Origin of the sequence: Blastococcus tunisiensis (assembly GCF_900112815.1) — a bacterium.
GTDB lineage: Bacteria > Actinomycetota > Actinomycetes > Mycobacteriales > Geodermatophilaceae > Blastococcus_B > Blastococcus_B tunisiensis.
In genome coordinates, this window is the sequence record NZ_FOND01000015.1 from 103,976 (window position 1) to 130,704 (window position 26,729).

Here is a 26,729-nt window from a genome sequence, read left to right on the forward strand (position 1 = left end):
GTCAGCCCCCTGCCGGTTCGGCGGGGGAGAGGGCCGGGCCGTCGGCGTCTCGCAGCACGTGCCGGTCGAGCTCGTCGAGCAGCGCAGTGGCGCGCGGGTCGAACTTGCGGGCGAAGAAGAGGCCGGAGCCGAGCAGCTGCGCCGCGTCGCCGTCGGCGAGCAGGTCCGGCCGCCCCGTCTCCACGGCGCTCCACCGGATGGCGTGCAGGGACGCCCGCTCCACCGGCACGTCGGGGGCGTTGCACAGCAGGGTCGCCACCACCGACTCCAGCGGGATGATCGTGCGCTCGTAGTAGGCCATCAGGCCGGGATCCGCCTCGACCAGCTCCAGCAGCCGGGCCACGCCCCGCCGGGACAGCGCGTACCAGGCGGAGCTCCACCAGCACGGGAACGCGGCGGTGAACGGGCTCCTCGACCCGGCGCGCAGCCCGACGCGGTTGGGCAGGCCGAGGGCGTCCGGCAGCTTGAACACGTGCACCAGGCCCTGGGACCGCGCGATCGCGCCGTAGAGCAGGTCGCGCGCCCGCCGCACCGCGCCCCGCAGCCGTGGCGGCCAGGCGCGGGTGAGGTGCCAGGCGGGCAGGGGCACGTACTGGTAGTCGTACCGGCGGTGGCAGTCCAGGCGTGCCTCCGCGTCCGGCAGCTCCGTGATCGGGACGGCGTCCAGGACGGCGTCCACCCCGCTGCGGCGCAGCCGCTCGGCGAAGCGGTCCAGCCGGGCGATCGGGTAGTCCTGCTCCGACAGGAGCACCAGCCAGTCGAACTCGAGGTTCTCGAGGGCCCAGCGCATCACCCGCCAGCGGCTGCGGTCCAGGGACATGTCGCCCCACACGATCGGGTGCGGGCTGGTGTGCAGGTGGCCGCCGACCTCGGCGACAGTGCCCGGGTCGATCGGGCCGGCGAAGACGTCGTGGTGGACGACGAGTTCCGCCGTCGGCTGCGCCGCCCGGAGGGTCCGGAGCAGCCGGCTCAGCTGCTCCGGTGACTGGTAGGAGGTGATGAAGTAGGCGATGCGCGGCGCTCCCGCGGGCGCGGCAGTCACCCGTTCCTCCGGGGCAGGTACTCGTAGACCCACAGGTCACCGGTGTGCTCGACGACGCGCCAGTCCGGGTTCTCCGCCAGGTCGTCGAGCAGGTTCTGGTAGCCGCCCGGCTGGAAGGTGGCGTAGTAGGCGTCCCAGGCGCGCTGGGCCGCGGTGAAGACGATGAACGTCGGCTCGTCCGGCAGGAGGTCGACGAGGTTCTCCAGCCGCAGGTCGGTGAGCGGCCGGACCTGGAGGGTGATCTGCGGGTCGGTGTCGGGGTTCACGCCGACGAGCAGCACGTCCAGCGGCGCGTCCTGGTCGTAGAAGTCGAGGTAGTCCACCGAGGCGCGGCCCGGCCAGTTGGCCAGCGGGGAGATCACCACGGCGTCCGGCGTCTCCTCGGCCAGCCAGCCGGCGGTGGCGACGTCCTCCTCCCGCATCAGGTTCACCGACCAGAGGCCGAAGGACGACTGCGCCGTCAGCGCCGCGGCCACCAGCGCCCAGGCGACTCCCACGGTCGCCCACAGCAGGCGGGCCTGCAGCAGGCCGGCCAGCGCCGGCCCGAGCACCGCGGCGCAGCCGACGGAGGAGTAGAGGATGACCCGCAGGCTCGCCTCGCCGCCGTAGCTCTGCGCGGCCAGGAGGACGAACGGGGAGAACGCGAGCGCGCCCGCCACGACGATCCGTTCCGAGCGCCACAGCCCCCGCAGGCCGTGGCCGGGGATCCGCGCCAGGAGGACGAGCAGCGTCGAGCCCCACATCAGGAAGGCGGTGCCGCGGGCGACCAGGCTGCCCAGCTCGCTGCCGGGGGCGGTCACGGGCGGGAGGCTGTTCCCGGCGTTGCCGATCGGGTCGAAGCCGCTGATCAGCCCGTAGGCGGCGACCGCCTCCATCCGGGACAGGACGTACGCCGCCAGCACCAGCGCCATGGCCGGCGCCAGCCACCACGGCGCCCGGCCCAGGACGGTCAGGGCCACCGCGAGGGCGACCAGCCAGAACGGGGTGAGCTGGTGGGTGGCGGTCACGACCGCGAAGAGCCCGAGGGCGAGGACGGCGCCGGCGGGGCTCGTGCGCGACTGGACGAGCAGCACCAGGATCCCCGCGGCGAGGCACATCGCCAGGGCCTGGGGGGAGAAGTAGTCCTGCCCGACCCAGTTGAACGCGACGACGAGGGCCGCGGCGGCGGTCGCGCCGGTCGCCGACGAGCCGAGCGCGCGGGCCAGGGCCGCCGCCTGGAGCGCGATCAGCACGTGCACGAGCGGGGTGATCCACCGGGCCAGGTCGATGACGGCGACGCCGCTGGAGTCGCTGAACCAGCCGGCCCCGGCGAACATCGCCGGCCAGTTCATGTAGATGTCGGTGCCGCCGAGCACCTCCCGGCTCTGCTGCAGGGTGCCGACGACGCCGATGTGCTTGTACGTCCAGGCGGCGATGGGCACCGGCGCCGCCACCGACGCCGTCGCCCGCAGGAGGAGCAGCAGCGCGGCCGCGGCGAGCGCGCTCATCCCCACCCGGCGCAGCCGCAGGGCGATCAGCAGGACGATCCAGACCCCGAGCAGCGCGGCGGCGAACGTCGGCGGACCGGACACGAGCAGGCCGAAGACCGAGGGCTCCGCGTCGCGGATCGCGGGGATCGACCCCGCCCACAGCCCGACGGAGACCAGCAGCCCGAGGCCGAGGAGCACGGTGGAGCGGCGTGGCCGGGCCAGGTGCGGGGCCACCGGCGGCGCCGTGCCGCGCGACATCGAGACCCCGGCCGACGCCATGCTCGCGACCGCGACCGCCGCCGTCGCGAGGCCCGGCTCCCAGACGCCGGCCCACGCGCCCGCCGTGGACAGGCCGACGAGGACGGCCAGCCCCACCAGGGGCACCTGGGCCAGCTTCGTCATCGGTGCCATGCGCAGCCGGATCAGGACGGCGGCCCCGGGCGCGACCAGCCAGAAGGCGAGCAGCACGAGCCCCCGGACGGCGGTGCCGACGGAGCCGGTCGCGGTCGGGAAGCCGGCCACGACCACGAGCGCCAGCACCGACGACGGGACGATCGCCGCGGTCAGCCATCGGTCCACGGCCGTGGGCTGCGGCGGCAGGGTGACCGGCGGGCGGCGGCCCGACCCGGTGCCCGCCTCCGCGCCGGCCCCGGGCCGCGGGGTCGGGGGCGCGATCGAGGGCAGGTGCCGGGTGGTCACCGGTGCCCGCCCGGAGCTCGGGAGGGCCGTCGGCGCAGGCCGGCGGGCCGGTTCACGTCCCGACCGCACGCGGGCAGCAACCGGCGGGTCCCGCTGCGCTCGGCCTGCCCCCGCACCCGCGCAGTCCACCACCAAAACAGCCGTCGTGGAGCCGATTCGTGCGCGCTGGGCCGCCGCGACGTGTGACACTGGCCGCCGCTCGGCGGCGGTCCGGCCGCCGGGAACCGTGATGACGACGCGAATCGGGCGGACGCCGGAGGGAGTGCCGGATGGATCCCGCGCCCAGCCGCAGTCCGGACGGCGCCGCCCCGCTCGCCTGCGTCGTCCTCGCGCACACCGATCCGGTCCACGTCCGCCGCCTCGTGGCCGCGCTGGACCCCTTCCCCGTGTTCCTGCACTGCGACGCGCGGACGCCGGGGGACGTGTACGACCGGATGACCGCCTCCCTGCCGGACCGGGTGACCCTGCTGCCGCGGCGGAGCACCCCGTGGGGTGGCTGGGGCGCCGTCGAGGCGGAGCTCGACGGCTACCGCGCCGCGCTGGCCGCCACCGACGCGACGCACGTCGCCCTGCTCTCGGGCTCGGACTACCCGCTGATGGCGTCGGCGGCGATCGCCGGGACCCTGGCCGGCCTGCCCGGCCGCTCGATCGCCTGGTCGCGCCCGATGCCGGTTCCGGAGTGGGGGCTGGGCGGCGGGCTGGGGCGCCTGCGGTACCGGTTCGCCCCCTGGCGGAAGCGGACCCTCGTGCTGCCGCTGCCCCGCCGGCTCCCGCGGGGTGTGGTGCCGGCGGGCGGCTCGCAGTCGAAGGTGCTGGCCCGCTCCCACGCGGCGGCGGTGCTCCGGGTGCTGGACGGGCGGCCCGACCTGGTCCGGCGCTGGCGGCGCACCTGGATCCCCGACGAGACGTTCGTGTACTCGGTCCTGCACACGCCGGCACTGGTGCCCGGCTGGGAGCGGGAGCGGATCCGCGCCGGCGCCTGGGTCATCCACTGGGCGGAGCGCGGGCCCGCGAAGAGCCCGGCCTGGCTCACCGTGGACGACCTGGACATGCTGCGCCGGGTCTGCGCGGACCCGCCGGACGGCGCGGCGAAGTTCTTCGCCCGCAAGTTCGGCACCGCCGTCGACACGGCGGTCCTCGACGAGATCGACGCGTCCTTCCGCGGGGCGCGCACTCCGGCTCCGGAATGACGTCGGCGGTCGATCCGGCGCCCGCCGGTGCGATGTCGGGGCTGTTCGGCCGCGGGCTGCTCTACGTGGCCGTGGCGTCCGTCCCGTTCCTCAGCGCCGTCGTCGTCTCCCCGGTGCTCGCCTACCAGCTGGGGCCGCGCGGGTTCGGGCTCATGGCCGCGGCGATCGCCGTCCACCAGCTGCTCCTGGTGGTGTCGATCGTGGGACTGGACCAGGCGCTGGTGCTGCAGCGGGCCGAGGACGGCGACGACCGGGCCGCGCGCGGTCTCATCGCCGCCGGCATCGCCATCGCCGCCGCCACCACCCTCATGGCGGGTGTGGCCGGCCCGCTGTGGAGCCGGGCGCTCGGGTTCGCCGGCTTCGACGGTCTCGTCCTGGCGACCGTGCTGTGGACGCTGCCCGCCGTCACCGTCCAGCTGACGCTGGCCCTGCTGATGGCCCAGGACCGGCTGCGGGCGTTCAGCTGGGTCACCCTGCTGTCCACCGTGGGCAGCCAGCTCGTCGGCCTGGTGCTGCTGTTCACGGTCGGGAAGACCGCCGAGGTCTACGCGTGGGGCGGGGTCGGCGGCCAGGTGCTCGCGATGGCCGTCGGCGTCGCGCTCACCCGGCCGGACTGGCGCGGCCTGGTCGACGTCCCGGTCTTCCGGCGGTCGCTGCAGCTGGGGATCCCGCTGATGCTCGCCGGGTTGTCGGCGATCGTGCTCAGCGCCGGCGACCGCCTGGTGATCCAGCGGCTGCTCGGCCCGGCGGAGACCGGCCGCTACCAGGTGGCCTACACGGTCGGGTTCGTGGCGGTCACCGTGCTCACGCTGACCGGGCACGCGTGGGGGCCGCGGATCGCCGCCGTCCGGGACGACGCCGAGCGGTGGGCGTTGATCGGCCGCTCCCGCGACGAGCTGTACCGGGCGCTGGCACCGATCATCCTCGGCGTCGTCCTGGGGGCGCCGCTGCTGCTCCGGCTGGTGGCGCCGTCGAGCTTCGAGCCGACGCGGCTGCTGCCGGTCGTGCTGCTGGTGGTCCTGTCGGCGGTCCCGGTGGTGGCCGGCCTGGCGAGCAGCCGGGCGCTGATCACCGCCCGGCGCACCCGGCCGCTCGCGGTCGCGACAGCCGTGGCCGCGGCGGTCAACGTGGGGCTGAACCTGCTGGTCGTCCCGGCGTGGGGGCTGGTCGGGGCCGCCGCCGCGACGACGGTCGCGTTCACCGTGCAGGCGGTGCTGCAGCGGCGGGCGCTGCCGCCCGGTCTGGTGTGGCCGCGCACCCCCGCCCGGCTGCAGGTCGGGCTCGTGGGCGTCGCCGCGCTGGCGGCGGCGTCGGTGCTGCTGCCCCAGGACGCCGGGTGGATCGCCGTCCGCACCGGGCTGGCCGCCCTGTGCATCCCCTGGGTGCTGCACGGCCTGCGCCGCGCGCGGCGGGCACCCGCGGCCTGATCGGGCGCCACGACGACGGCGGTTCCCAGGGGTTCCTCCGGCGGGCATGATCCGGGACCCGGTCGTCCGGGGGCTGCGGCGTCCCGGCGCGCACCCCGACGGATGTCTGGAGCCGATCCGATGGTGGAGCTGTCCTCGCCCCGCGCCGCACTGGACCGCGCCCGCGCGCTCGCCGCCGCCGGAGCGCGCGCCCGCCAGCCCGACGGGATCACCATCTATCCGGTCGAGCGCCTGGGGAACCAGCTGTTCACCTACGCGGCCGGCCTGGCCCAGGCCCGTCGGCTGGACTGCCCGTACTACGTCAGCCTCGGGTTCTTCGGCCCGCTCCGGCCGCAGCGCCCGTACGGGTTCTCCTACGGCCTGGACAGCTTCGACAACGGGCTCGCGGTGCCCGGGGACGAGGCGGCGCACCGGCCGATCCTGCGCGGCCTGCCGGTGATGTCGACGGCGGACGGGTGGCAGCGGTGGGTCGGGCGCCGCCTCGACGGCGCCGTCGGCGGGGTGTTCACCGAGGCCTCCTTCGCCTACGACCCGCGGATCGAGCGCATCCCGGTGGGCACCACCCTGCTGGGCTTCTTCCAGTCGTGGCGCTATTTCGACTCGGTGGCCGAGGAGGTGCGCAGCCGGATGCTGCGGCTGACGGCGCCGTCGTCCTGGTACGAGGAGATGCGCGGCCGGATCCGGCCGGGCGACGGGTCGATCGTGCTCAACGTGCGCCGGGGTGACTACGTCCTGCCGCAGGTGCAGGCCTTCCACGGGCTGGCGACCAGCGGGTACTACCGCCGGGCGCTGGAGCTCCTCCGGGATCTGGGCATCGACGGTCCGGTGTACGTGATGAGCGACGCCGTCGACGACGTGCTGGCGGAGTTCACCGGCTTCCCGGAGCTGGTGCCGATCCGGCCGCCCCGGGGGATCGACGCGTTCGAGCTGATCGCGCTGCTCGCCCGGGCCGACGCGCTGGTCGCCGCGAACAGCTCGTTCAGCTGGTGGGGAGGGTGGCTGGGGGAGCGCCCGGGGCGGCCGGTCGTCGTGCCGCGGCCCTGGTTCACCGACCGGTCGGTGGACACCGGCGACCTGGTCCCGCCGCAGTGGCTCACCCTCGGCCGCGAGCTCTGAGGCCGGGAGCCCTTGAGGCCGTCGGCCGCTACGGCGCCGGGACGGGCACCGTGTAGCTCGGGTCGTAGGAGACCCGGTCGACGTAGACGTGCCCGGAGAAGGCCGGGTCGGGCTTCTCCGGGTCCTGCAGGGTGTTGGAGAACTCGACCTGGAGCACCGGGTGCATCGGTTCCTGGGGCACGTTGGTGGTCACCCGCGTCACCTCCACGCCGTCCTGGAAGAACGCGACGAACTCCGGGCCCCACTGCCACGTGTAGTCGTGGAACTCCGCGTCGTTCCAGGAGTACGGCACGCGGGACGTCCGGGCCGGGGCGAAGGTGATGGCCGGGTCCGTCGTCTGGAGCACCGCGGGGTAGGGGTGCGTCGCCGTCGTCTCCCCCTCCGGCCCGTCCAGCTCGTGGGTCCACTGGTCGTCGTTGGGCCACAGCAGGAAGGCGATGTGGTAGCCGGGGAACCGGTCGGTGCGCATGCGCACGGTGTAGGTGCCGAACTGGAAGCCCTCGTAGCCGAAGGGCAGCACGGCCGCGGCCTGGCTGTCGTGGCACCACCAGTCGAGCACCCCGTTCCGCACGCTGAGCACCTCGGAGGGGAAGTACTTCCCGCTGGTCCCGTCGCGGTAGGTCAGGTAGTCCGGGTACGCCGCCGGCGCCGAGCCGTCGGCCGGCCACTGCCCGAGCGGGACCGGGGTGTCGAACTCCTCCACGTAGCCCGCCGGCGGGGGCGAGGCTGGTCCCGGGGGGCGGACCGTGCTCGGCGGGTCGGCCGCGGTGCACCCGGCGAGCAGGAGGGGGCCGATGCAGGCGAGGGCCCAGGCGGTGCGGCGCATCGCGGCTCCTCGTGGCGGGCGGTCGGCCAACCACGCTACGCGCCGGCCGCACGGATACCGGCTGCTCGCGCGCGACGGGATTGACCCCCCGGAACCGGCGGCCCAAGCTGTCGGCTCAGGTGGGGCAGCCGAGACGGTCGGCGGTGCCGGGCGCCACCGGGACGAGGCGGGGGACGCGGTGCCGGGAGAGGACCCAGGGACGGCGGGCCGGATGGACGCGCTCGCGCCACTCGATCCGGCGACGCTGACGATCTCCGTCGTCATCTGCGCCTACACCGAGCAGCGCTGGGACGACGTGCTCGCCGCCGTCGGTTCGGTGCGGGCGCAGCGCCGTCCAGCGCTGGAGACGATCCTCGTGGTGGACCACAACCCCGCGCTGCTCGCACGCCTGCGGGCCGAGCTGACGGACGTGCGGGTGGTCGAGAACGGCGGGGAGCGCGGCCTTTCCGGCGGGAAGAACACCGGCGTCGCCCTGGCCGCGGGCGACGTCGTGGCGTTCCTGGACGACGACGCGGTGGCCGAGCCGGACTGGCTCGGGGGCATGGCGGCCGGTTACGGCCGGCCGGACGTCGTCGGTGTCGGCGGGATGACCCTGCCGCTGTGGGAGACCGGCCGGCCGCGCTGGTTCCCCGAGGAGTTCGACTGGGTGGTGGGCTGCACCTTCGTCGGCCGGGAGCCGGGGGAGGTCCGCAACCTGCTGGGCGGCAACGCCTCCTTCCGGCGGGAGGTCTTCGACGTCGTCGGGGGCTTCCCGACCGGTCTGGGGCGCACCACGGCGAGCACCCGCCCGTTGGGCGGCGAGGAGACGGAGTTCTGCATCCGGGTGACCCAGCAGCTGCCCGGGGCGGTGTTCCTCTACGAGCCGGGGGCGGTGATCTGGCACCGGGCGCCGGCGGCCCGGGAGCGGTTCGCCTACTTCCGGTCCCGCTGCTACGCCGAGGGGCTGTCGAAGGCGCTGGTCACCCGCAGCGTCGGCGTGGGGGACGGGCTCGCCGCGGAGCGGGCGTACACCGCGGTGACCCTGCGGCGGGGTGTGGTGCGAGGGGTCTCCGAGGCCGTGCACGGCAAGCCCGCGGCGCTGGCACGGACCGGCGCGATCCTGGTGGGGCTGTCGGCCGCGACCTGGGGGTACGCGGTGGGCCGGGTGCAGACCCGCGGCGCCGGCCGGACGGCGGAGCGCCTGCCCGCATGACGCCGGCCGTGCCGGTGCTGATGTACCACTCGGTGAGCCCGCAGCCTCCGGCCGCCACCCGGCGGCTGTCGGTGCACCCCGACGCGTTCGCCGGGCAGCTGGCGGTGCTGCGCCGGCAGGGCTGCACGACGCCCACCTTCGCGGAGCTGGGCGACGCGCTGCGGTCGGGCCGGCCGCTGCCCGAGCGGTCGGTGGTGCTGACCTTCGACGACGGCTACGCGGACTTCCACGAGTACGCGCTGCCGCTGCTGGAGGCGCACGGGTTCACCGCCACGGTGTTCGTCACCACGGGCTGGCTCGACGATGCCGGGTCCGACGCCGCCGGCCGGCCGCTGGACCGGATGCTGTCGTGGGCCCAGGTGCGCGACCTCGCCGGGGCGGGCATCGAGATCGGCGCGCACAGCCACAGCCACGCCCAGCTCGACCAGATCGCCGCTCCGGCGCTGGAGGAGGAGCTGCGGCGCAGCAAGCTGCTGCTCGAGGGCGAGTTGGGGCAGCCCGTGGAGAGCCTGGCCTATCCGTTCGGCTACTCGAGCGCGCGGGTGCGGGCGGCGGTGGCCGACGGCGGCTACCGGTTCGCCGCCGCCGTCGGCAACCGGCTGCCCGGCCCCGGGGGTGACCTTATGGCGGTGCCCCGGCTCACGGTGCGCCGGACGACGGGGGAGGCAGCGTTCACCCGGACCGTGCAGGGGGAGGGCATCGCCCGCCGGTTCGCCGTCGACCGGGCTTTGACGCGCGGCTGGGCGGCGGTGCGGCGGGGCAGGTACGCCGTCAACCGCGTGCGGGGGAGGGTCTGACCGGGCCGTCGTTCGCGACCTGGCCAGCGGCGACGATCCGCGCGATCCCGGGCCGACGTCTCTCAGGAGACCGACAGGCGGCGTCCCCTGCCGGCTGCCCTGGGGGCGGTTAGGCTTCCTTCAGAAGTGATGGCCGGCGACCTGGGGGCGAGGACGAGCTCGTGACCACCCCTCCATCGGAACCGGTCGCCGACCGGCAGCAGCCCACCGAGGTCGCGGCGCCGAAGCCGCTGGTCGAGCCGCAGCCCGGCGAGAAGGTGTGCTCCTGCGGGCACGGGCAGCGGGCGCACACGCACTACCGGCGGGGCAAGGACTGCGCGGTCTGCTCGTGCGGCCGGTTCCGCCAGCCCCTGCTGTCGCGGCTGGGCCTCAGGCGCTGAGTGCGGCCCGCCGTCGCCGGACGACGGCGGCAGCGGTGCCGATCGCGAGCACGCCGAGGTAGCCGGCGTACGGGGCCGTCACGGCGGTGTCGGAGAGCGGCCACAGCAGCGGCACCCCCGGCCCGGTGGCCAGGTCGCGGACCAGGTGCAGGGCCACGCCGACGGCCAGGCCGGCGAGGGGTGCGCGCAGGCGCCGGAGCAGTGCGGCGCCGCCGAGCAGGACGGCGATGGTCAACAGGGAATGCGTGACCGGGCGCCCGCTGCCGGCCGCCGCTCCCACTCCCCAGAAGTACAGCGGCAGATGGTCGACGTCGATGGCGACAATGCCGAGCAGCGCCCAGGGGAGGAGGTGCCGGAGGCGGGCCGGCAGCAGCGCGGCGAGGAGCACGAGGGCCGTGAGCAGATGCGCCGACTCGTCGAGCGCACCGTGCACGACGATCGGCCAGGCACGCCAGGCCAGCAGGCCGTCGATCGCTCCGACGAGGGCGAGCGCCACGAGCGGCAGCACCGGGTGCAGCCACACGTGACGGCGGTCCTGGATCCACCTCACGGCCGGACGTCCTGCGGAGGCGGTGCCGACCCGCTGCCGCCGCGGGACCCGGACGGTTCGCGTCCCACACGCCTCGGCACCAGCCACACGTACACGCTGACCACCGGGAACGCACGCCTTGCCGCCATCGCCATCGCCATCGCCGGGACGCCGGGGGCGACGGGGACTACGGGACCGCGCTTCTGCCGTGCGCCCGAATCTGCTCAGTGGGCCGAGAGGCCTGAGGTGACTATCTCTCAGCCGCTGCGCGGGTCTTCAGCGGACGCGCCGCTGCATGCGGTGCCGCACCACCAAGGGGAGGTACCCGAGCACGTAGATCGAGTTGCCCAGGAGGTACCGCCGCCACAGCCGCCTCGGCTCGGAAACCAGCCGCCATGCCCAGTCGAGCCCCGATCGCCGCACCCAAGCGGGGGACATCCGCTTCTCGTCCGCGAAGAAGTCGAACGCCGCACCGACGCCGACGGCCATGCAGTTCAGCTGGCCGGCGGTTCGGTGCATCCACTCCTCCTGCTTCGGACACCCCAGACCTACGAGCAGGACGTCCACGCCGGCCTCTCGGATGCGCTCGACCGACCCATCCGTAGCAAGCCTTGCCGCAGTCCCCACCGGAGGCGACTCGGCGTACGTCACGGTGAGCTTCGGCCACCCATCGGCCACCTTGGCCTTGATCGCGTGCATGACCGACGCCGAGCCCCCGTAGAAGCCGACCCGCAGTCCAGCCTCAGTGGCTCTGTCGAGCAGGCCTGTCAGGAGGTCCACGGCGTAGGTGACGGGGGTGGAGTAGGTATGTCCGAGGGCACCGACGCTCAACTCGATCACCCGGCTGTCGGTGGAGACATAGCGCGCCTGCTCCATCACACGGCGGAAGTCCTCGTCGCGCCAGGCCAGGGTCACCTGGTGGACGTTCGCGACGCAGACGAAGCCGTGGCGGGCCGCGGCTGCGTCTGCGATCACGGCATCGACCAGTCCGGCTCCGGCTATCAGCGTCAGCCGGGCATTCCTGAGCGAGATCTCCTGCGGCGCGTTCGCGATGGTCACGCGGTCTCCGTTGTGACGCCCTCAGGGGCACACTCTTCCCGGACCGCTCGCAACGTGTGGTCGAACACCGACGCCAGCGGCATGCTTTCTAGAGCTGGGTGGGGGGCCTTCCCGCAATCGAAGAATGATCCGTACGTCGTGTGGATGGCGTTTTCGATGGAGACGTGGACGAACAAGGCCGCGAAGTCCGGGATGTGCCGATCGCCGACGGTAACCGACATCCCGGGAGCCATCTCGCGCGTGTAGGCCACCTTGACGAAAAGGCTGTCGCCTCGCTCGTCTGCGGTGAAGAGGGCATCGCCGTCCTCCGCGGTCACCGACCGGAGAATGCGAGCTGCCTCTGCGCTCGCTTGTGTGGAGTCGAACCGCACGAGGAAATCGCGGGACATGCGAGGTTCGACCGCGGTGACACCACTGATGCCGACGGTATCCAGGACGCCGGCGTGGTCCAGGGGCCGGTAGTAGAAGACGATTTCCGGGTTGGGCACCTGCGCGAGGCCGGTGGTCACCAGCAGGCGCACGTCATGGGCGTCGCACAGCCGGAAGATCTGTCCCAGGATCGCATCGTAGATCTGGTAGAGGTCCCCGACAGGGTCCATATCGGCGGCCACGTACCAAGCGGGATTGCTCTGGCCGCCCACGTAGTACGGCGAGTTGTACATGTAGTGGTGCTGAACGTGCGCAGCCGCGTTGAGGAACAGGCTCGAGTAGGCGGGACGGTGTCGCAACCACTGCGTCTGGAAGGTGTCCGCCAGAAGGTGGTCCAAGACGCCCGCTCGCAGCCACTTCCGGTTCCGCGAGCGGCGGGCCAGCCCGACGTAGTCCGGAAGCTTGCGCCAGTCGAGGTTCCGGGACGCACCGGCTGCCAGCTGGATCAGGCTGCGCAGGTCGAAGGAGCCCTCTGCATTGCTGTTCACGGCGGCCTTCACGGCGCGGTGGAGCAACCTGAGGTCCCAGGACCCGTGGACCTCCGTCTCGGTCCAGGGGTCGGGGACGAAGAAGGAAGGACGCTCCTTCAGGGCCGTAGCGTTCATCGGCGAAACCGCGCCGACCGATAGACGCAGCTCGCGCTGCACCCGTTCCCACACCTGTTCGTAGGGCGCATCGACGGCGTCGCCCAAGCGGAAGATGCCATGCTCCGAGAAGTCCAGGCCGGTGTGCACGGTGACCCACTGGATCCAGGGCTCGACGTTGACGAACTCCTGCTCGGCCACGGTGCGGTACCGGCGGCTGTCGTCGAACAACCGTCGGAAGTTGCGGAGATCGAGATCGTCGACGTACTTCTCGACGAGATCGACACTGAGCTCGTTCAACTCGAGCGAAATCACGCTGGCCACGTGGGACTCCTCTGTAGCGACAGTTGCACTGGCCTGTCGGTGGGCTTTCCGACCGCCGATTTCCACTGGTCGGCAGTGTGGACGTGCGGACCAGAGTTCAGGGTGACGCTAATGTGCGTGGCTCCCTCGTCGGGCACCTCTCACCCCATCTGAGTAGGCGGCGGAGAGGGCAGCCCGTTCTCGACCGCCACATTGTGAGAATCGATCGTGAACGACCGGGGTTCTGCATCAAGGTGCACCACACTCGGCCTCGACTTATCGCCGAATCGGAGGTGTCCCGCCGTGCGGGGTCTGCTGCGCAGGGTCCGGTCCGCGGTGCAACCGATGCTGCGACGGGATGCCCTGTGGATCGTGTCCGATCAGGCCCTGTGGTCTGGCTACACCTTCCTGGGAGCCGTACTGGCTGCCCGACTCCTGCACCCAGACGCGTACGGCGCGTACGCCCTCGGTGTGGCGACATGGATCACCGTCATGGCCCTGTCGCGGGCACTCGTCTCCCAGCCCTTCGTCGTGGCTGCGAGCTCGAAGCCGCCTGGCGTCTGGGATCGGGACGCGCGAGGTGCGGCAGGCGCCGCACTCCTCGTCGGCAGCGTCATCGGCTCTGGGCTCGTGCTCGTGGGTCTGCTGCTGGGCCTCGGGACGAACACCGGCACGGTCCTGGTGCTCCTGGGGGGCTTCGCCCCGGTGCTGGTGGTGCAGGACTTCTTCCGCAATGCCGCATACAGCGTGGGCGCGCCGCGCAGGTCGGTGATCAACGGTTGCATCGTCGTATCGATCTGGGGAACGAGCCTCGCGGCCGTCGTCGCCGTGGGAGCGTCGTCGGCAGGAACGGTCTTCCTGGCCTGGGGCCTAGGCGGCGCAGCCGGAGCATTCGTGGCGTTCCGACAGTTCGCCCTGACACCTGCCCTGGGGCGACCTGCTCTCGCGTGGCTCTCGAGCCACAGGCATACCGTTGGCTGGTTCGGATGCGCAGAGCTCGCCTATCTGGCAGGCATGCAGTCCGTGTACGTACTCGTCGTGGTCGTCCTCGGGGACGCCGACCTGGGCGGTTTGCGGCTCGTCATGGCGCTTCTCGGGCCAGTTCAGCTCGTGGTCGCCTCCATCCAGTTCGTCGGACTCCCGTCCGCGTCGCGGAGGCACGCCGAGCACGGCATGCATCAAGCGATCGCCCCGGCTCTCCGGCTCTCCGGGACCGCGACCGCTGTGGCATCGGTCTACCTCCTCGTGCTCGCGGTCGGCAGTGAGCAGCTGCTTGTCGCACTCGTTGGGGCCGCGTACTCCTCCTTCGCCGGACTCGCGCTGCCCGTGGCCCTGGCGTTCGTCGTCTCCGTCGTCGCCCTCGGGCCGACGCTGGCGATCAAGGCCGCGGGGGCGGGACGTGCGTTCGCCGTGGTGCAGGTGGTGGTTCTCGCTCTGCGCCTCTCACTGACCGCGGTGCTGGCGCCCACTGTCGGCCTCATGGGCGTGGCCTGGGGTTTGGTCGTGGCATCCCTGGTCGAGGCATCGTTGCTCTGGTTCGCCCTTCGACGTCTTGCGCGCCGAGCCGAAAGGACACCCGTGGCGGGCGCCCAGAGCATGCGCGAGTCGGTATGACGGCGCCGCGGACCCCAATAGGGGTCAGGCCGCTCACTGTTGCGGCCAGCTCCGGTTGGTTGGCCGTTAATGTGGCGGAGCGTTGCCGTGCGGTTTTCCAGAATGTTGTCCGCTTGCTCGCATGTGAATTAGGGTCCGTCAGTCATGAAGCCGGGGGCAATACGTGAACCGCCGTTCGTCGAAAAGTCTTCGAATACTCGCCTTGATTGTTCTTGCGGCGGTCGTGGGTGCGCTGGTCGCGGCCGGCGTGAGCATGCGGCAGGCCGAGACGTTCGAGGCCAAGACGAGGCTTCTTGTCGAGCCGCAGGACGAGACCCGCGTGCTCGATCCCTACGCGCCCTTGCCGGCGGACGACTCGACGGTCGACAGTCCTGGACGCCGGTTGTGGACGCACGCCGAGCAGATCCAGAGCGACAGCGTCGCGGCGGAGGTGCGCCGGTCATTGCGAATCGACACGAGCACCCGCGAGCTGCTCGAGCAGATCTCCGTGTCGCCCGTCGGGCTCGGTTACACGATCCAGATCACGGCGACCGGTGACAGTGCCGAGGAGGCCATCGCGCTCGCGAACGGCTTCGCGAACGCGTACATCTCCCACGTCGGCGAGCGGAACGCCGATGCGAAAGCTGCGGCTGCGTCGACCATCACCGAGGGACTGGAGTCCATGGGTGACGCCTCGGCGCAGGGAGAAGTGGTCGACCGCCTTGCGGTACGGGCTGATGAACTTCTCATCGAGGCGACGCTTCCCCTGACCAACATCAGCGTCGTCAACGAAGCCGTGGAAGCGACGCGCACGGCGCCGTTGGTATTCCGCGACGCGGTTCTGGCCGCCGTACTCGTCGCATTCCTCACGGCCGGAACGATGATCCTGGCTGCACAGGGCCGCCGCGGGCGGAGCGGCGCCGGAGTGGCGGCCGACGTCCACGGCCATCAGTAGTCCATTGGCGGGGACCGCGGCACTGAGCCGTCTCGAGCAGGCGACCACGGTCGCGGTCGCTGGCGGAGTGGTGTTTCTCGTGGGTCTGGGGCAGCCCGGTCCGGCGGTGGCTATGACCGTCCTTGCGACGGCCGGCATGGCCATCCGTCTCGGGCACCTGCAGATCACCGCCGTGGCTCCGGTCCTCGCCCTCGGGCTCTTGGCGTTCAAGCCACTGATCGATCTGTTCTGGGGCGTCTCGTTCGGCGAAGTCCTGGGGCAGACCCTCAACCTGCAGACGGTCGCGGCACTTGCGCTCATCGGCCTCGCCGTAGTGGCGCTGATCCAGGTGCCTCGACCGGTGAACCTGCCCGAGGCGGCCGCGTTCGCGTTGTGCGGAGTAGCGGCCGTGTCGTGCCTGGTGAGCTCGACGACGTCCGCCATCGCCGAACTCTTGCGTCTATTGGCCGCGCTCGCTGCCGTCTTCGTGTCGCGGATCGTCTTCACGACCCCGGAGCACCTGCGGCGGCTTATCCGGCTCTTCGTCGCCTCGACAGCGGTGCCCGTTGTGCTGGCCCTCCTGCAGGCGGCCGGATTCCTGTCGTTCCAACGACAGGAGTGGCAGGCGGGCGCCTACGTCGGGCGGGCCTCTGGGCTGTACGAGCACCCCATCAACCTGGTGCTGTTTCTCGTGATGGCGATACCCGGCGCCCTGTACCTGCTCGCGGTGGAGCGGGGGACGTTGCGGCGGGTGGCCTACGTCGCCTTCCTCGCATGCGGGGGCGCGGCGCTGCTTCTGACAACTCATCGGGCCGGACTCGTAGCCGGTGCCCTCGTCCTGGTCGGCTGGTTCCTGCTCTCCCGGCGCCCCCGGCTCATCGCCGTCGCCCTCGGCGGCCTCGCCCTGCTGGTCGTGGTGCTGTGGTCGCAGTTGGCCGCGCTCTTCCACGCCGCCCTGGCCAGCCCTACGTTCCTGCGGGGAAGGGGCCCCATCTGGACGGCGTTCGTCGACGGGTGGCTCGACGGCGGCCCCGCGGGATGGCTCCTCGGCAGCGGCTTTCCGTACGTGACGAGTGATGTCCCGCTCCTCGGCAGCTTGGTCTCCGAGGAGCCGCACAACGACTTCCTCCGCGTGCTCGTGACCTACGGCATCGCAGGCCTGACCTGCTATTTGCTCCTGCTGGGCTCGATCACACTGTCGTCCTGGCGGTTGGTGCGGCACGGATCCGGGGAAGCCGCGCTCATTGGCCGGGCCGTGGTCCTCGTCGTGCTGGCCGTCGTGGTGTTGAGCCTGACTGCAGAACCACTCCGTTACCCCTCGGGCACGTGGCTGCTGCTCGCCCTCGGCACCTACGTCGCTGGGCGCGGCCCCACGTCGGGACAGGATCGCTCCGCTGTGTCGTCCGAGGCACGCGCATCTGCTCAGGAGCTGCACAGTGTCCGGTAGCGAGCACGGGTCGCCGGCCACGACTGTTGTGTTCGTCGTGCCCTCCCTGACCAACAGCTCTGCGCACTGGGAGCCGCTGTTCGGTGCCTTGGGGCGTCTTGGGGCCTCGGTCGTGGCAGTGGGCACCGGTTCGGCGCCGCCGGGCATCAGCGCCCGCATGGAGCGGTTGCCCGGGACGTTGGTGACGGTGCGACGCCGCGGTACGGGACACAACCTCCAGTTCTACCTGGTCTCGCCTGCGCTGATCGGGTTGCTCCGGAAAATCCGTCCGGACGTGATCATCTGTATGGAGTACTCGATCGCCTCCATGTGGGCGATAGTGGCAGGACGGTGGCTGGGTCGCCGCGTCTACATCTTCCAGGAGCATGCTGCGGCCGCAACGCTGCGACCCGGGTTCCTCAAGACCGCATACCGTCGGCTTCTCGTACGTCTTGCACAGGGCGTCATAGCGAACACCCCTGAGGCGCGGGCAGAAGTTCTCGACGTGCTGAAGGCGCGGCCGGACACGGTGGTCGACCTTCCGCTGCTCGTGCCCAGGGACCCTGGCCGGTCGTGCACTCCTCCGGAACCGTCTCCCAGCACGACGGAGGGTCCGGAATTCCTCGTGGTGGGCAGACTGGTCGCTCCGAAGAACGTCGAGGCAGTTCTCGACGCTACCGCCGTGCTCCGGGCCGAGGGCTTGCGGTTCGGAGTGACCATCGCCGGTGACGGCCCGCATGCCGCTGCGCTGCACGACCACGCGGTTCGTGCGGGAGTGGAGGATGCCGTGACCTTCGTGGGGGCCGTACCTGGCAACAGGATCGGGCACTACTACCGGAGAGCTGATGCTTTCGTACTGCCCTCTCTCGGTGACTACCGTTCCGTCAGTGTCCTCGAGGCACTGCAGTTCGGCTTGCCGGTCGTCGACTCGATCTTCGACGGCAATGCGCACACGACCGTGCGTCACGGTCACAACGGATTCGTCGTCGATCCCCGGTCGGTGAAGGAGTTGGCCGGCGCGATGCGCACCCTCATCGTGGATGGCGGACTGCGTGCGGCCATGGCCGCGCAGAGCGCCAGGACACTGCGACATCTGACTCCGGAGTCGAGCGCATCTGCCGTTCTCGAGAGGCTCCGCTGATCCCGACGATCTGGTCGCCACCGGCCCCCTGGACCCGGAAGTGGGACTGCCGTGACCGGGGTCCCGTCAGGCGTTGATGGCAAGGCCAGGCTTCGGCGCGGCCAGGTGCCTCACTCGATCGGGCGAGAGTGTGACCGCGTGGTCACACTCGGCGCTCCGCCTGCCGATAACGGTCAGGTGTGGGTGACGTGGGTCCTGGCCGCCCTGGCCGTGTGGCTGGTCCTGAGCTTCGGTGCCGCCGTGGTGATCGGCCGGAGCATCCGGCTCGCTGACCGGCGGGCCCCCCGCGTGACCGCCGACGCCGTCCACTCGCCGGCCGACCTGGCCCCGGCTCCCCAAGCGGTGGCCGCGCGCGTCCGTCGTCGCGTCGTCCCCGTTCCGCCCGTCGGCATCGCGCTGTTCGCGATCGCACTCGGCCTGGAGACCGTCGGCTACGTGACCCGGCTGACCGGCGCCACCGGACAGACCGCGCAGCTGCTGTCGATGGACGCGCCCTGGTCGCTGCCCCGCCTGTTCGTCGCCGCCCTGTTCGCCGCGGCCGCGCTCGCCGCGGTGGCCGGCGCGGGCAGCATCCCCGGCCGCCGCACCTGGTGGGTCGCCGTCGGCCTGGTGGCCGGCACCGTCGCCGCGGTCAAGGCCGGGAGCACGGTCCACTCCGACGCCCTCAGGTCGCTGGAGGTGCAGCTCGGGTCCACCGGGGCCCTGGCCGTCAGCGCGCTCGCCGCCGCCGCGGTGGTCGGCGGGCTGTGGTTCCTCAGCCGTACCGAGCGCCGCGACCGGCGCCGCGTCCTCGGCGTCCTCTCCCTCTACGCCGTCGCCTCGGTCGGCCTCTCCGCGGTCTCCTCCGTCGTGGCCGGCGCCTACGGGGCCGCCAGCAAGCTGGCCGCCGCGGCCACCTTCCTCGAGGAGTCGGGGGAGGCGTTGGCCGGCGTCTCGTTCCTCGTCGCCGTGCTCGTCGGTGTCGCCCCGCGGGTGGTGCTCCCCGCCGCCTGGGCGCTGCGCCGCTCGGCCGACGCGCACACCCTCGAGCTCCCCGAGGCGCTGCCCACCCGGGCGGAAGGCTCCGCCCGCAGCTGACGTCCCTGCGTCAGCGCGGGACGTCGGGCAGCGCGTTGCGCTCGAACTCCCCGGCGTTCTGCCCGAGGGAGTCGCTGCGCAGGTAGGCCCACATCCGGTCGCCGGACACGTTGTCCAGGTACACGACGCTGGCCCGTCCCTCCATGCCCGTGCCCAGCACGGGCGCGGTGAGGAAGTCGATGCTCTCCGGCCGCAGGTTGCGCAGCGAGTAGGCCAGCCCCAGCAGGTCGGTGTTGCTGAGCGTGTCGTCCACCGTCACCGCGCTGGTCACCGCGCGCAGCGCCGCGTCGAGCCGGCCGGGGTCGGTGAAGGTGTTCGAGCTGAACAGCTTGCCGAACATCGACTGCAGGTACTGCTGCTGCCGCTTCACCCGGTCGAAGTCGCCGCCCGGCAGCCCGTAGCGCTGCCCGAGATACCAGCGGGCCTGGTCGCCGTCGAGGTGGTTCACGCCGGCCGGGAAGGTGTACGGCCCGTTGCTGGTCGTCTCCGCGACGACCACGTCCACCCCGCCCAGGTCGTCGGTCACCTGGATCAGCCCGTCGAAGTCGATGGCCACGTAGTGGTCGATGCGCACCTGGGTGAGCTGCTCGACGGTCTGGATCAGCAGGGACGGCCCACCGAACGCGTAGGCGGCATTGATCTTGTTCATCCCGCGGCCGGGGATGTCCACCCAGGAGTCGCGGGGGATGGAGATGAGCTGCGCGTGCTCCCGGTCGGCCGAGAAGCGGGCCAGCATGATCGCGTCCGACCGGCCGTCGGGGGTCTCCCCGGGCTCGAGCTCGGCGCGGGTGTCGGAACCGACCAGCAGGAAGGTCACCGGCTCCTCGGCAGCGGGCTCCTCGCCGGCCGGCACCTCGGGCGTGGCCGGCGCGGGACGCGCCTCCTCGTCCAGGCCGTCGAACACGTCGGCGACCCGGTCGATGTTGCCGGCGTACCGCTCGGTGAGGAACCACAGGCCGCCGCCGACGGTGAGCGCCAGCACCAGGCTGAGGACGCCGAGGCTGATCAGCACCCGGCGCAGTGGCCGGCGGCGCACGCCCGGGGGAGCGCTCGCGTCGCTTCGGATCTCGTCCGGAGCGGCCGTGCTGCCCCCGGTCCGGCCGCGGAAGAGGTCGCCGCCGTGCGGCTCGTCCACGTTCCTGCCGGAACCACTCGGCTCGTCGGCGCTCATGGGACCCCCGTCCGCTTGACGACGGCACCGAGGGTACGGGGATCGGCGCTGCGCCAGCCGCCGCTTCACTCCTGCGAGCGAGGCGGGATCCTGGCGGCCGGCCGGCCGGTCAGAGGCCGGGGCGGAACTCCCCGCAGCGGCACCGGTAGAGCGAGCCGTTGCCGTAGGGCTCCTCGCCGGCCCAGCGGAACCAGTGCACGTGCGATGTGCCGGCCGTCGCCACGGCAGCGCGCAGCAATCGCACGGGCGGCAGCTGACGTCGAGCGGTCATCACAGGCGCTCCTTCCAGGAGGAGAGGATGCCGCCCGGAGGGCGGATCGTCTAGCGGTAGCCGGCCGCCGACGTCGTCCACGCCTCCGGTACGAAGTCCGGGAGGGCTGCCGGGGCCGCCGCCGCCCGCCGGTCGGCCAGGCGGATGGTCCGCCCGATCAGCAGCGCCAGCGGCACGGCGGTGGCCACCCAGGCGCTCAGGAGGATCAGCATCCAGCTCATGTGTCATTCCTAGGTTGACGGCCGATCTACTCCTCGATCCGACGCGGGCACAACATGCTGAAGCCCGGACCTGCTTTGGTCATCCGGGCCTCGCAGGGCCCGGATCGTGTGTCTCCTGTGAACCACGGGGACGACGAGGCTGGTGCGTCCCGGCCCGAACGGGTTGTCCGGCCCGTTCCGGACTGGCATCGGGTGCGGGTGAGGATCTAGCGTCCGGGGCGACCAGCGGGCGCGGTCGGGAAGTGCAGTCCCGCTGTCTGACGTCGGACGGGGCAGGAACGCATGAGAATCTCGGTCATCGGCTGCGGCTACCTCGGGGCCGTGCACGCCGCCTCGATGGCGGAACTGGGGCACGACGTCGTCGGCATCGACGTCGACCAGCCCAAGATCGAGGCGCTGTCGCAGGCAAAGGCGCCGTTCTTCGAGCCCGGTTTCGAGGAGCTGCTCGCCCGCACCCTGGCGACCGGCCGGCTCCGGTTCTCCACCGACTTCGCCGATGCCGCCGGCGCTGCGGTGCACTTCGTCTGCGTCGGCACCCCGCAGAAGCGCGGCGAGTACGCCGCCGACATGCGCTACGTCCAGGGCGCGGTCGAGTCGCTGCTCGGTGTCCTGTCCGCCGGTGAGCTGGTGGTCGGCAAGTCCACCGTGCCGGTGGGCACGGCGGCCGGCCTGGCCGACCTGATCGAGGCCAAGGTCCCCGGCGCTCTGCTCGCCTGGAACCCCGAGTTCCTGCGCGAAGGGTTCGCCGTCCAGGACACGCTGCATCCCGACCGGCTGGTCTACGGCCTGCCCGCCGGCGCCGACGGCGACACCGCCCGCGCGCTGCTGGACGAGGTGTACGCGCCCATCGTCGAGCGCGGCACCCCCAAGGTGGAGAGCGACTACGCCACCGCGGAGATGGTGAAGACGGCGGCGAACTCGTTCCTGGCCACCAAGATCTCCTTCATCAACGCCATGGCCGAGCTGTGCGAGGCCACCGGCGCCGACGTGAAGCTGCTGGCCGACGCCATCGGCTACGACGACCGGATCGGCCGCAAGTTCCTCAATGCCGGCCTCGGCTTCGGCGGGGGCTGCCTGCCCAAGGACATCCGCGCCTTCATGGCCCGCGCCGGCGAGCTGGGTGCTGACCAGGCTCTGACGTTCCTGCGCGAGGTCGACAACATCAACATGCGACGCCGCATCCGCATGGTCGAGCTGGCCCGCGAGGTCTGCGACGGCTCCCTGCTGGGCAAGCGGGTCGCAGTCCTGGGGGCGGCGTTCAAGCCCGACAGCGACGACATCCGCGACTCCCCTGCGCTCAACGTCGCCGCCCAGCTGCAGCTGCAGGGCGCCGTCGTGCAGGTGACCGACCCCGCCGCCGGGGACAACATCCGCCGCAGCTGGCCTCAGCTCGACGTGGTGGACACGGCGGAACAGGCGGCGGACCGTGCCGACGCCGTCCTCGTGCTGACGGAGTGGAAGCAGTACCGGGAGCTCGACCCGGTCGCCTTCGGCACGCTCGTCAAGCAGAAGCGCGTGCTGGACGGCCGCAACGCCCTCGACCGGGAGGCGTGGACGGCGGCCGGCTGGACCTACCGGGCACTGGGCCGCCGCGCCGGCTGAGCGGCGTCGGGGATCCTCGACGCATGCCGCCCCGCAGTGACTCCGACCTCGCCCGCGAGCTGGCGGCCTCCGCCGGTGCGCTCCTGCTGCAGGTGCGCGGCCGGCCTTTCGCCGATGCGGCCGCGCGCCAGGCCGCCGGCGACGCCGAGGCGCAGCGCTTCCTCGCCGGCCGGCTGGGGGAGCTGCGCCCCGGCGACGCCGTCCTCTCCGAGGAGGCGGCCGACGACGCCGTCCGGCTGGGCGCCGACAGGGTGTGGATCGTCGACCCGCTCGACGGCACCCGCGAGTTCGCCGAGCCCGGCCGCAGCGACTGGGCGGTGCACGTGGCCCTCTGGGAACGCGGCGAGCTGACCGCCGGTGCGGTCGCGATCCCGGCGGAGGGGCTCACCCTGACCACGGGCGAGCCCCCGGCCGTCCCGGAGCGCGCCGACGGGCCGGTGCGGCTCGCGGTCAGCCGCAGCCGCCCCCCGGCCCTGGTGCAGGACCTGGCCGCGGCCCTCGGTGGTGAGCTGGTGCCGATGGGCTCGGCCGGCGTGAAGGCCATGGCGGTCGTGCGCGGGCAGGCCGACGCCTACGTGCACGGCGGCGGCCAGTACGAGTGGGACTCCGCCGCGCCGGTCGCCGTCGCCCGGGCCGCGGGGCTGCACACCAGCCGGCTCGACGGCACGCCGCTGCGCTACAACCAGCCCGACCCATGGCTGCCCGACCTGCTCATCTGCCGCCCGGAACTCGCCGATCGGCTGCTGGCCGCCCTCGCCGAACTGCCCCGCGCGGCAGCGCCGTCCCGGCCCAGCCACGGCGGAACCCACGGCTGACCCACCAGGACGACGAGCTTCGGCCGAGGCGTTCCCGCGGGAACGCGGTCAAGACTCACGGCTTGACGACGCTCCCGCGGGAACGTCCGGCGCCCCGCAGACACGTCCCGGGGTGGCGGCTACCGGAGGGATGAGGAGAGGGTGCCGCTCCCGCCCGGGTGCCGGGGGCGCCGCCGGCGCTCGGCGCCCCCGCGGCGGAACCAGTCGCGCCGCTCGGCCAGGCGCAGCGCAGAGCCCAGCCACAGCGCGACGACGCACGCCGTTCCTGCCCAGGCCACGAGCAGCCAGCCCCACCACGCCATCGGATCGCCCTCGATCCTCCACCCCGTGCACCTGCACGGTCCCCCGCGGATCCGGCGTCCGCAAGGGAGTTGCGCGCGTCTCGCTCAGGGGCGCAGCACGCCGTCCAGCACCTGGCGGGCGCACTCGTCGACGCCGCGGCCGGCGGTCTCGACGGTGACCTCGGCGTCGGTGGGCACCTCGTAGGGGTCGCTGATCCCGGTGAACGACGGGATCTCCCCGCGGCGTGCCTTCGCGTAGAGGCCCTTGCGGTCGCGGGCCTCGCAGTCGGCCAGCGAGGTGGCCACGTGCACCAGCACGAAGCTGCCCGGCCCGGCCTGCGCCTCCACCTCCCGGCGCACGGCGGCGCGCACCTCGGCGTACGGCGCGATCGGCGCGCACACCGCGATCCCGCCGTGCTTGGCGATCTGCGCGGCCACCCAGCCGATCCGCAGCACGTTGGTGTCGCGGTCGGCGCGGGAGAAGCCCAGCCCGGCCGAGAGGTGGTGCCGCACCTCGTCGCCGTCCAGCAGCGTCACCGTCCGGCCGTCCTCCACCAGCAGCTCCACCACGCGGGCGGCGATGGTCGACTTCCCGGCGCCGGACAGGCCGGTGAACAGCAGCACCCGCCCGCCGGTCCGGTGCGCGGCGTGCTCGAGCCGCTCGCCGGCGAGGCTCGCGCCGTAGGCGGCGGCCAGGTCGGCGGCGGCGACCTCCGGCGCCTCCGGTGACAGCGGCACCGGGACGACCACGACGTCGCGCCCGCCGGTGCGCACGGCCCGCCACGCGCCGGCCCAGGCCGCGAGCGCCGCCGCATCGGGGGAGAACCCCGCCGCGGGCAGCAGGACGAGCAGCTGCCCGGGCAGCCCGGACGGGTCGTCCGGCGGCGCCCCCACCCAGGCGGCCGGCGAGCCCCAGCCGCGGTCGTGCAGGTCGGCCGCGACGTCGGCCGGCGCCTCCCAGCGGGGCACCTCCACCACGCCGAGGCTCTCCCCGTCGGAGGTGGCCACCAGCACGCCCTGGGCGTCCTCGTACTCCGCGGCCGGCGGCAGCTCCGGGAGGCCACCGAGGCCGAACCCGTAGCGGGCGACCGCGGCCACCTGGGCGTCGCTGAGCCGGATGCGGGGCGAGGACATGCCGCCATCCTGCCGGGCGCCCTCCCGGCCGGGCACGGACACCGGCTGACGACCGCCGACGTCGACATGGGGCAGACTCGACCCCGTCGCCTGACCGAACAACCAGGGAGCACCCGTGCGTCTGCTCGTCACCGGGGGAGCCGGCTTCATCGGCGCCAACTTCGTGCACTACACGCTGCGCGAGCACCCCGAGCACTCGATCACCGTGCTCGACGCCCTCACCTACGCGGGCAACGAGGCGTCACTGGCGCCGGTGCGCGACCGGATCGAGTTCGTGCACGGCTCGGTGGCCGACGCCGCCGTCGTCGACGAGCTGGTCTCCCGCAGCGACGTCGTCGTCCACTTCGCCGCGGAGAGCCACAACGACAACTCGCTGCGCGACCCGTCGCCGTTCCTGACCACCAACATCATCGGGACGTACACGATCCTCGAGGCGGTGCGGAAGCACGGCGTCCGGCTGCACCACATCTCCACCGACGAGGTCTACGGCGACCTCGAGCTCGACGACCCGAAGAAGTTCACCGACCAGACGCCGTACAACCCGTCGAGCCCCTACTCCTCCACCAAGGCCGGTTCGGACCTGCTGGTGCGGGCATGGGTGCGCTCCTTCGGCATCCACGCGACGATCTCCAACTGCTCGAACAACTACGGGCCCTACCAGCACATCGAGAAGTTCATCCCGCGGCAGATCACCAACGTGCTCGCCGGCCTGCGCCCCAAGCTGTACGGGGCGGGGGAGAACGTCCGCGACTGGATCCACGTCGACGACCACAACTCCGCGGTGCACGCCATCCTGGACAAGGGCCGGTCGGGGGAGACGTACCTGATCGGCGCCGACGGCGAGAAGAACAACCGCGAGGTGCTCTCGCTGATCCTGGAGCTGCTCGGCCAGCCCGGCGACGCCTACGACCAGGTGACCGACCGCGCCGGGCACGACCTGCGCTACGCCATCGACGCCGGCAAGCTGCGCGACGAGCTGGGCTGGACGCCGCGGTTCACCGACTTCCGCGACGGGCTGGCCGCCACCGTCGACTGGTACCGCGACAACGAGTCGTGGTGGGGCCCGCTCAAGCAGCAGGTCGAGGCCAAGTACGCGGCCCAGGGCCAGTGACCACCCTCATCCTCGGCGCCGGCGGACAGCTCGGCCGGGCGCTGCAGCGGCAGTTCCCCGACGCCGTTGCGCTCGACCGCAAGGCGCTCGACGTCACCGACCCCGCGGCGGTGCGCGACTACCGCTGGGGCGACGTCGACGTCGTCCTCAACGCCGCCGCCTGGACCGCCGTCGACGCCGCCGAGGACCCGGCCAACCTCGACGCCGTCCGGGCCGCCAACGTCGACGCCGTCGGCTACCTGGCCCGGGCGGTGCGCACCTGCGGCGCCACGCTGGTGCACGTCTCCAGCGAGTACGTCTTCGACGGCGCGCACGAGGGGCCGCACCCGGAGGACTGGCCGGCCAACCCGCTGTCGGTCTACGGGCAGAGCAAGGCCGACGGCGACGTCCAGGCGGGTTACGTCACCAAGCACTACCTGGTCCGGACGACGTGGGTCGTCGGCGAGGGCGGCAACTTCGTGCGCACCATGGCCGGCCTGGCCGACCGCGGCGTCTCGCCCACGGTGGTCGACGACCAGATCGGCCGGCCCACCTTCACCGAGGACCTGGCCGCCGGCATCGCGCACCTGCTGCGCACCCAGGCGCCGTTCGGCACCTACAACCTGACGAACTCCGGCGAGCCGGCGTCCTGGGCGGACGTGGCCGCGGCCGTCTTCGAGGCGCGCGGCCGCTCGGCGTCCGACGTCGGGCGGACCAGCACCGCCGAGTACTTCGCCGACAAGCCGCAGGCGGCGACCCGGCCGCTGAACAGCGTGCTGGACCTGACGAAGATCACCGCCGCCGGCTTTCGGCCCCGGGACTGGCGCACCGCGCTGACCGAGTACCTGGCGACGCTCTGACCCGACCAGCCTGACCCGACCGCGGAGGCGGAGGCCCCGGACGGGGGACGGCCGGGCCGATCGGTTCCCCC

26 protein-coding genes are annotated in these 26,729 nt (G+C 72.7%); 15 read left to right on the top strand and 11 right to left on the bottom strand.

What is annotated here, in order from left to right; genetic code table 11:
• Position 1: 1 nt before the first annotated feature.
• Together BM142_RS24660 and BM142_RS17975 are read right to left on the bottom strand one after the other, a co-directional pair.
• Positions 2 to 1,042: a beta-1,6-N-acetylglucosaminyltransferase gene (locus tag BM142_RS24660; RefSeq protein ID WP_175527335.1), complete on the bottom strand. Its 1,041-nt coding sequence runs from the start codon at positions 1,040 to 1,042 to the stop codon at positions 2 to 4.
• A complete protein-coding gene (locus tag BM142_RS17975; protein WP_092201771.1) occupies positions 1,039 to 3,210 on the bottom strand; it encodes a hypothetical protein in 2,172 nt (723 codons plus the stop codon). Before BM142_RS17975 ends, BM142_RS24660 begins: the two co-directional genes overlap by 4 nt.
• A gap of 269 nt (positions 3,211 to 3,479) precedes the next feature.
• On the opposite strand from BM142_RS17975, the gene BM142_RS17980 reads away from it, so the two are divergent.
• The 3 genes from BM142_RS17980 to BM142_RS17990 all read left to right on the top strand — a co-directional run bounded on the left by BM142_RS17980 (position 3,480) and on the right by BM142_RS17990 (position 6,943).
• Positions 3,480 to 4,400 (top strand): beta-1,6-N-acetylglucosaminyltransferase, encoded by a 921-nt coding sequence (locus BM142_RS17980; RefSeq protein ID WP_092201773.1) that lies wholly within the window; start codon positions 3,480 to 3,482, stop codon positions 4,398 to 4,400.
• Positions 4,397 to 5,827: a lipopolysaccharide biosynthesis protein gene (locus BM142_RS17985; RefSeq protein WP_092201775.1), complete on the top strand. Its 1,431-nt coding sequence runs from the start codon at positions 4,397 to 4,399 to the stop codon at positions 5,825 to 5,827. Before BM142_RS17980 ends, BM142_RS17985 begins: the two co-directional genes overlap by 4 nt.
• A gap of 120 nt (positions 5,828 to 5,947) precedes the next feature.
• Complete coding sequence (locus BM142_RS17990) at positions 5,948 to 6,943, top strand: alpha-1,2-fucosyltransferase (protein ID WP_092201776.1); 996 nt, start codon at positions 5,948 to 5,950, stop codon at positions 6,941 to 6,943.
• 28 nt (positions 6,944 to 6,971) lie between these two features.
• Here the strand turns inward: BM142_RS17990 and BM142_RS17995 are convergent, their stop codons facing one another.
• Complete coding sequence (locus tag BM142_RS17995; RefSeq protein ID WP_139228932.1) at positions 6,972 to 7,769, bottom strand: glycoside hydrolase family 16 protein; 798 nt, start codon at positions 7,767 to 7,769, stop codon at positions 6,972 to 6,974.
• Positions 7,770 to 7,980: 211 nt separating this feature from the next.
• Here BM142_RS17995 and BM142_RS18000 point away from each other — a divergent pair, with 211 nt between their 5' ends.
• The 3 genes from BM142_RS18000 (at position 7,981) to BM142_RS18010 (ending at position 10,138) form a co-directional block, all read left to right on the top strand.
• Positions 7,981 to 8,961: a glycosyltransferase family 2 protein gene (locus BM142_RS18000; protein WP_092201778.1), complete on the top strand. Its 981-nt coding sequence runs from the start codon at positions 7,981 to 7,983 to the stop codon at positions 8,959 to 8,961.
• Entirely contained in the window at positions 8,958 to 9,758 is an 801-nt protein-coding gene (locus tag BM142_RS18005; RefSeq protein WP_092201779.1) for a polysaccharide deacetylase family protein, read from the top strand. The genes BM142_RS18000 and BM142_RS18005 overlap by 4 nt, the downstream gene beginning before the upstream one ends.
• 161 nt (positions 9,759 to 9,919) lie before the next feature.
• On the top strand, positions 9,920 to 10,138 hold the full coding sequence (locus BM142_RS18010; RefSeq protein WP_092201781.1) for a hypothetical protein: 219 nt from the start codon (positions 9,920 to 9,922) through the stop codon (positions 10,136 to 10,138).
• Here BM142_RS18010 and BM142_RS18015 read toward each other — a convergent pair.
• The 3 genes from BM142_RS18015 to BM142_RS18025 all read right to left on the bottom strand — a co-directional run bounded on the left by BM142_RS18015 (position 10,128) and on the right by BM142_RS18025 (position 13,063).
• Positions 10,128 to 10,688, bottom strand: a complete 561-nt coding sequence (locus BM142_RS18015) for a metal-dependent hydrolase (protein WP_175527336.1) — start codon at positions 10,686 to 10,688, stop codon at positions 10,128 to 10,130. The genes BM142_RS18010 and BM142_RS18015 overlap by 11 nt on opposite strands.
• Before the next feature lie 255 nt (positions 10,689 to 10,943).
• Positions 10,944 to 11,726 (bottom strand): WecB/TagA/CpsF family glycosyltransferase, encoded by a 783-nt coding sequence (locus BM142_RS18020; protein WP_139228933.1) that lies wholly within the window; start codon positions 11,724 to 11,726, stop codon positions 10,944 to 10,946.
• The gene (locus BM142_RS18025) at positions 11,723 to 13,063 is read right to left on the bottom strand and encodes an alkaline phosphatase family protein (RefSeq protein ID WP_092201785.1); all 1,341 of its coding nucleotides are present in this window, start codon (positions 13,061 to 13,063) and stop codon (positions 11,723 to 11,725) included. The genes BM142_RS18020 and BM142_RS18025 overlap by 4 nt, the downstream gene beginning before the upstream one ends.
• A gap of 282 nt (positions 13,064 to 13,345) precedes the next feature.
• Here BM142_RS18025 and BM142_RS18030 point away from each other — a divergent pair, with 282 nt between their 5' ends.
• The 5 genes from BM142_RS18030 to BM142_RS18050 all read left to right on the top strand — a co-directional run bounded on the left by BM142_RS18030 (position 13,346) and on the right by BM142_RS18050 (position 19,213).
• On the top strand, positions 13,346 to 14,656 hold the full coding sequence (locus tag BM142_RS18030) for an MATE family efflux transporter (RefSeq protein WP_092201787.1): 1,311 nt from the start codon (positions 13,346 to 13,348) through the stop codon (positions 14,654 to 14,656).
• Positions 14,657 to 14,819: 163 nt separating this feature from the next.
• The gene (locus BM142_RS18035; protein ID WP_092201789.1) at positions 14,820 to 15,590 is read left to right on the top strand and encodes a YveK family protein; all 771 of its coding nucleotides are present in this window, start codon (positions 14,820 to 14,822) and stop codon (positions 15,588 to 15,590) included.
• A gap of 112 nt (positions 15,591 to 15,702) precedes the next feature.
• Entirely contained in the window at positions 15,703 to 17,016 is a 1,314-nt protein-coding gene (locus BM142_RS18040) for an O-antigen ligase family protein (RefSeq protein WP_217640777.1), read from the top strand.
• Positions 17,006 to 18,136 (top strand): glycosyltransferase family 4 protein, encoded by a 1,131-nt coding sequence (locus BM142_RS18045; protein WP_092201793.1) that lies wholly within the window; start codon positions 17,006 to 17,008, stop codon positions 18,134 to 18,136. The genes BM142_RS18040 and BM142_RS18045 overlap by 11 nt, the downstream gene beginning before the upstream one ends.
• A 183-nt stretch (positions 18,137 to 18,319) precedes the next feature.
• A complete protein-coding gene (locus BM142_RS18050) occupies positions 18,320 to 19,213 on the top strand; it encodes a hypothetical protein (protein WP_139228936.1) in 894 nt (297 codons plus the stop codon).
• A gap of 10 nt (positions 19,214 to 19,223) precedes the next feature.
• Here the strand turns inward: BM142_RS18050 and BM142_RS18055 are convergent, their stop codons facing one another.
• The 3 genes from BM142_RS18055 to BM142_RS24670 all read right to left on the bottom strand — a co-directional run bounded on the left by BM142_RS18055 (position 19,224) and on the right by BM142_RS24670 (position 20,876).
• Positions 19,224 to 20,384 carry an LCP family protein gene (locus tag BM142_RS18055; RefSeq protein ID WP_254791055.1) on the bottom strand — a complete coding sequence of 387 codons (1,161 nt, stop codon included), beginning with the start codon at positions 20,382 to 20,384 and terminating at the stop codon, positions 19,224 to 19,226.
• A gap of 109 nt (positions 20,385 to 20,493) precedes the next feature.
• Positions 20,494 to 20,655 (bottom strand): hypothetical protein, encoded by a 162-nt coding sequence (locus tag BM142_RS24665; protein ID WP_175527328.1) that lies wholly within the window; start codon positions 20,653 to 20,655, stop codon positions 20,494 to 20,496.
• A 50-nt stretch (positions 20,656 to 20,705) separates the two neighbouring features.
• Positions 20,706 to 20,876 carry a hypothetical protein gene (locus BM142_RS24670; protein ID WP_175527337.1) on the bottom strand — a complete coding sequence of 57 codons (171 nt, stop codon included), beginning with the start codon at positions 20,874 to 20,876 and terminating at the stop codon, positions 20,706 to 20,708.
• Positions 20,877 to 21,158: 282 nt separating this feature from the next.
• Here BM142_RS24670 and BM142_RS18060 point away from each other — a divergent pair, with 282 nt between their 5' ends.
• Both BM142_RS18060 and BM142_RS18065 read left to right on the top strand, forming a co-directional pair.
• Entirely contained in the window at positions 21,159 to 22,478 is a 1,320-nt protein-coding gene (locus tag BM142_RS18060; protein WP_092201797.1) for a UDP-glucose dehydrogenase family protein, read from the top strand.
• A gap of 23 nt (positions 22,479 to 22,501) precedes the next feature.
• Complete coding sequence (locus BM142_RS18065) at positions 22,502 to 23,293, top strand: 3'(2'),5'-bisphosphate nucleotidase CysQ (protein WP_092201854.1); 792 nt, start codon at positions 22,502 to 22,504, stop codon at positions 23,291 to 23,293.
• A 119-nt stretch (positions 23,294 to 23,412) separates the two neighbouring features.
• On the opposite strand, the gene BM142_RS18070 is transcribed toward BM142_RS18065, so the two are convergent.
• Both BM142_RS18070 and cysC read right to left on the bottom strand, forming a co-directional pair.
• Entirely contained in the window at positions 23,413 to 23,595 is a 183-nt protein-coding gene (locus BM142_RS18070; protein WP_092201799.1) for a hypothetical protein, read from the bottom strand.
• Between the two features lie 84 nt (positions 23,596 to 23,679).
• Entirely contained in the window at positions 23,680 to 24,708 is a 1,029-nt protein-coding gene (gene cysC, locus BM142_RS18075) for an adenylyl-sulfate kinase (RefSeq protein WP_217640778.1), read from the bottom strand.
• A 115-nt stretch (positions 24,709 to 24,823) separates the two neighbouring features.
• Between cysC and rfbB the strand changes: the two genes are divergently transcribed.
• Together rfbB and BM142_RS18085 are read left to right on the top strand one after the other, a co-directional pair.
• Positions 24,824 to 25,819 carry a dTDP-glucose 4,6-dehydratase gene (rfbB, locus tag BM142_RS18080; RefSeq protein ID WP_092201803.1) on the top strand — a complete coding sequence of 332 codons (996 nt, stop codon included), beginning with the start codon at positions 24,824 to 24,826 and terminating at the stop codon, positions 25,817 to 25,819.
• Positions 25,816 to 26,658 carry an SDR family oxidoreductase gene (locus BM142_RS18085; RefSeq protein ID WP_217640779.1) on the top strand — a complete coding sequence of 281 codons (843 nt, stop codon included), beginning with the start codon at positions 25,816 to 25,818 and terminating at the stop codon, positions 26,656 to 26,658. The genes rfbB and BM142_RS18085 overlap by 4 nt, the downstream gene beginning before the upstream one ends.
• Positions 26,659 to 26,729: the final 71 nt, after the last annotated feature.

Coding starts and splice junctions, on each gene's coding strand:
- BM142_RS18065 (WP_092201854.1), top strand. CDS start 22,502: ATGCCGCCCCGCAGTGACTCCGACCTCGCCCGCGAGCTGGCGGCCTCC.
- BM142_RS18040 (WP_217640777.1), top strand. CDS start 15,703: ATGACCGTCCTTGCGACGGCCGGCATGGCCATCCGTCTCGGGCACCTG.
- BM142_RS24665 (WP_175527328.1), bottom strand. CDS start 20,655: ATGACCGCTCGACGTCAGCTGCCGCCCGTGCGATTGCTGCGCGCTGCC.
- BM142_RS18055 (WP_254791055.1), bottom strand. CDS start 20,384: ATGAGCGCCGACGAGCCGAGTGGTTCCGGCAGGAACGTGGACGAGCCG.
- BM142_RS17995 (WP_139228932.1), bottom strand. CDS start 7,769: ATGCGCCGCACCGCCTGGGCCCTCGCCTGCATCGGCCCCCTCCTGCTC.
- BM142_RS18060 (WP_092201797.1), top strand. CDS start 21,159: ATGAGAATCTCGGTCATCGGCTGCGGCTACCTCGGGGCCGTGCACGCC.
- BM142_RS24670 (WP_175527337.1), bottom strand. CDS start 20,876: ATGAGCTGGATGCTGATCCTCCTGAGCGCCTGGGTGGCCACCGCCGTG.
- BM142_RS17985 (WP_092201775.1), top strand. CDS start 4,397: ATGACGTCGGCGGTCGATCCGGCGCCCGCCGGTGCGATGTCGGGGCTG.
- cysC (WP_217640778.1), bottom strand. CDS start 24,708: ATGTCCTCGCCCCGCATCCGGCTCAGCGACGCCCAGGTGGCCGCGGTC.
- BM142_RS18000 (WP_092201778.1), top strand. CDS start 7,981: ATGGACGCGCTCGCGCCACTCGATCCGGCGACGCTGACGATCTCCGTC.
- BM142_RS18005 (WP_092201779.1), top strand. CDS start 8,958: ATGACGCCGGCCGTGCCGGTGCTGATGTACCACTCGGTGAGCCCGCAG.
- BM142_RS18070 (WP_092201799.1), bottom strand. CDS start 23,595: ATGGCGTGGTGGGGCTGGCTGCTCGTGGCCTGGGCAGGAACGGCGTGC.
- BM142_RS17990 (WP_092201776.1), top strand. CDS start 5,948: ATGGTGGAGCTGTCCTCGCCCCGCGCCGCACTGGACCGCGCCCGCGCG.
- BM142_RS17980 (WP_092201773.1), top strand. CDS start 3,480: ATGGATCCCGCGCCCAGCCGCAGTCCGGACGGCGCCGCCCCGCTCGCC.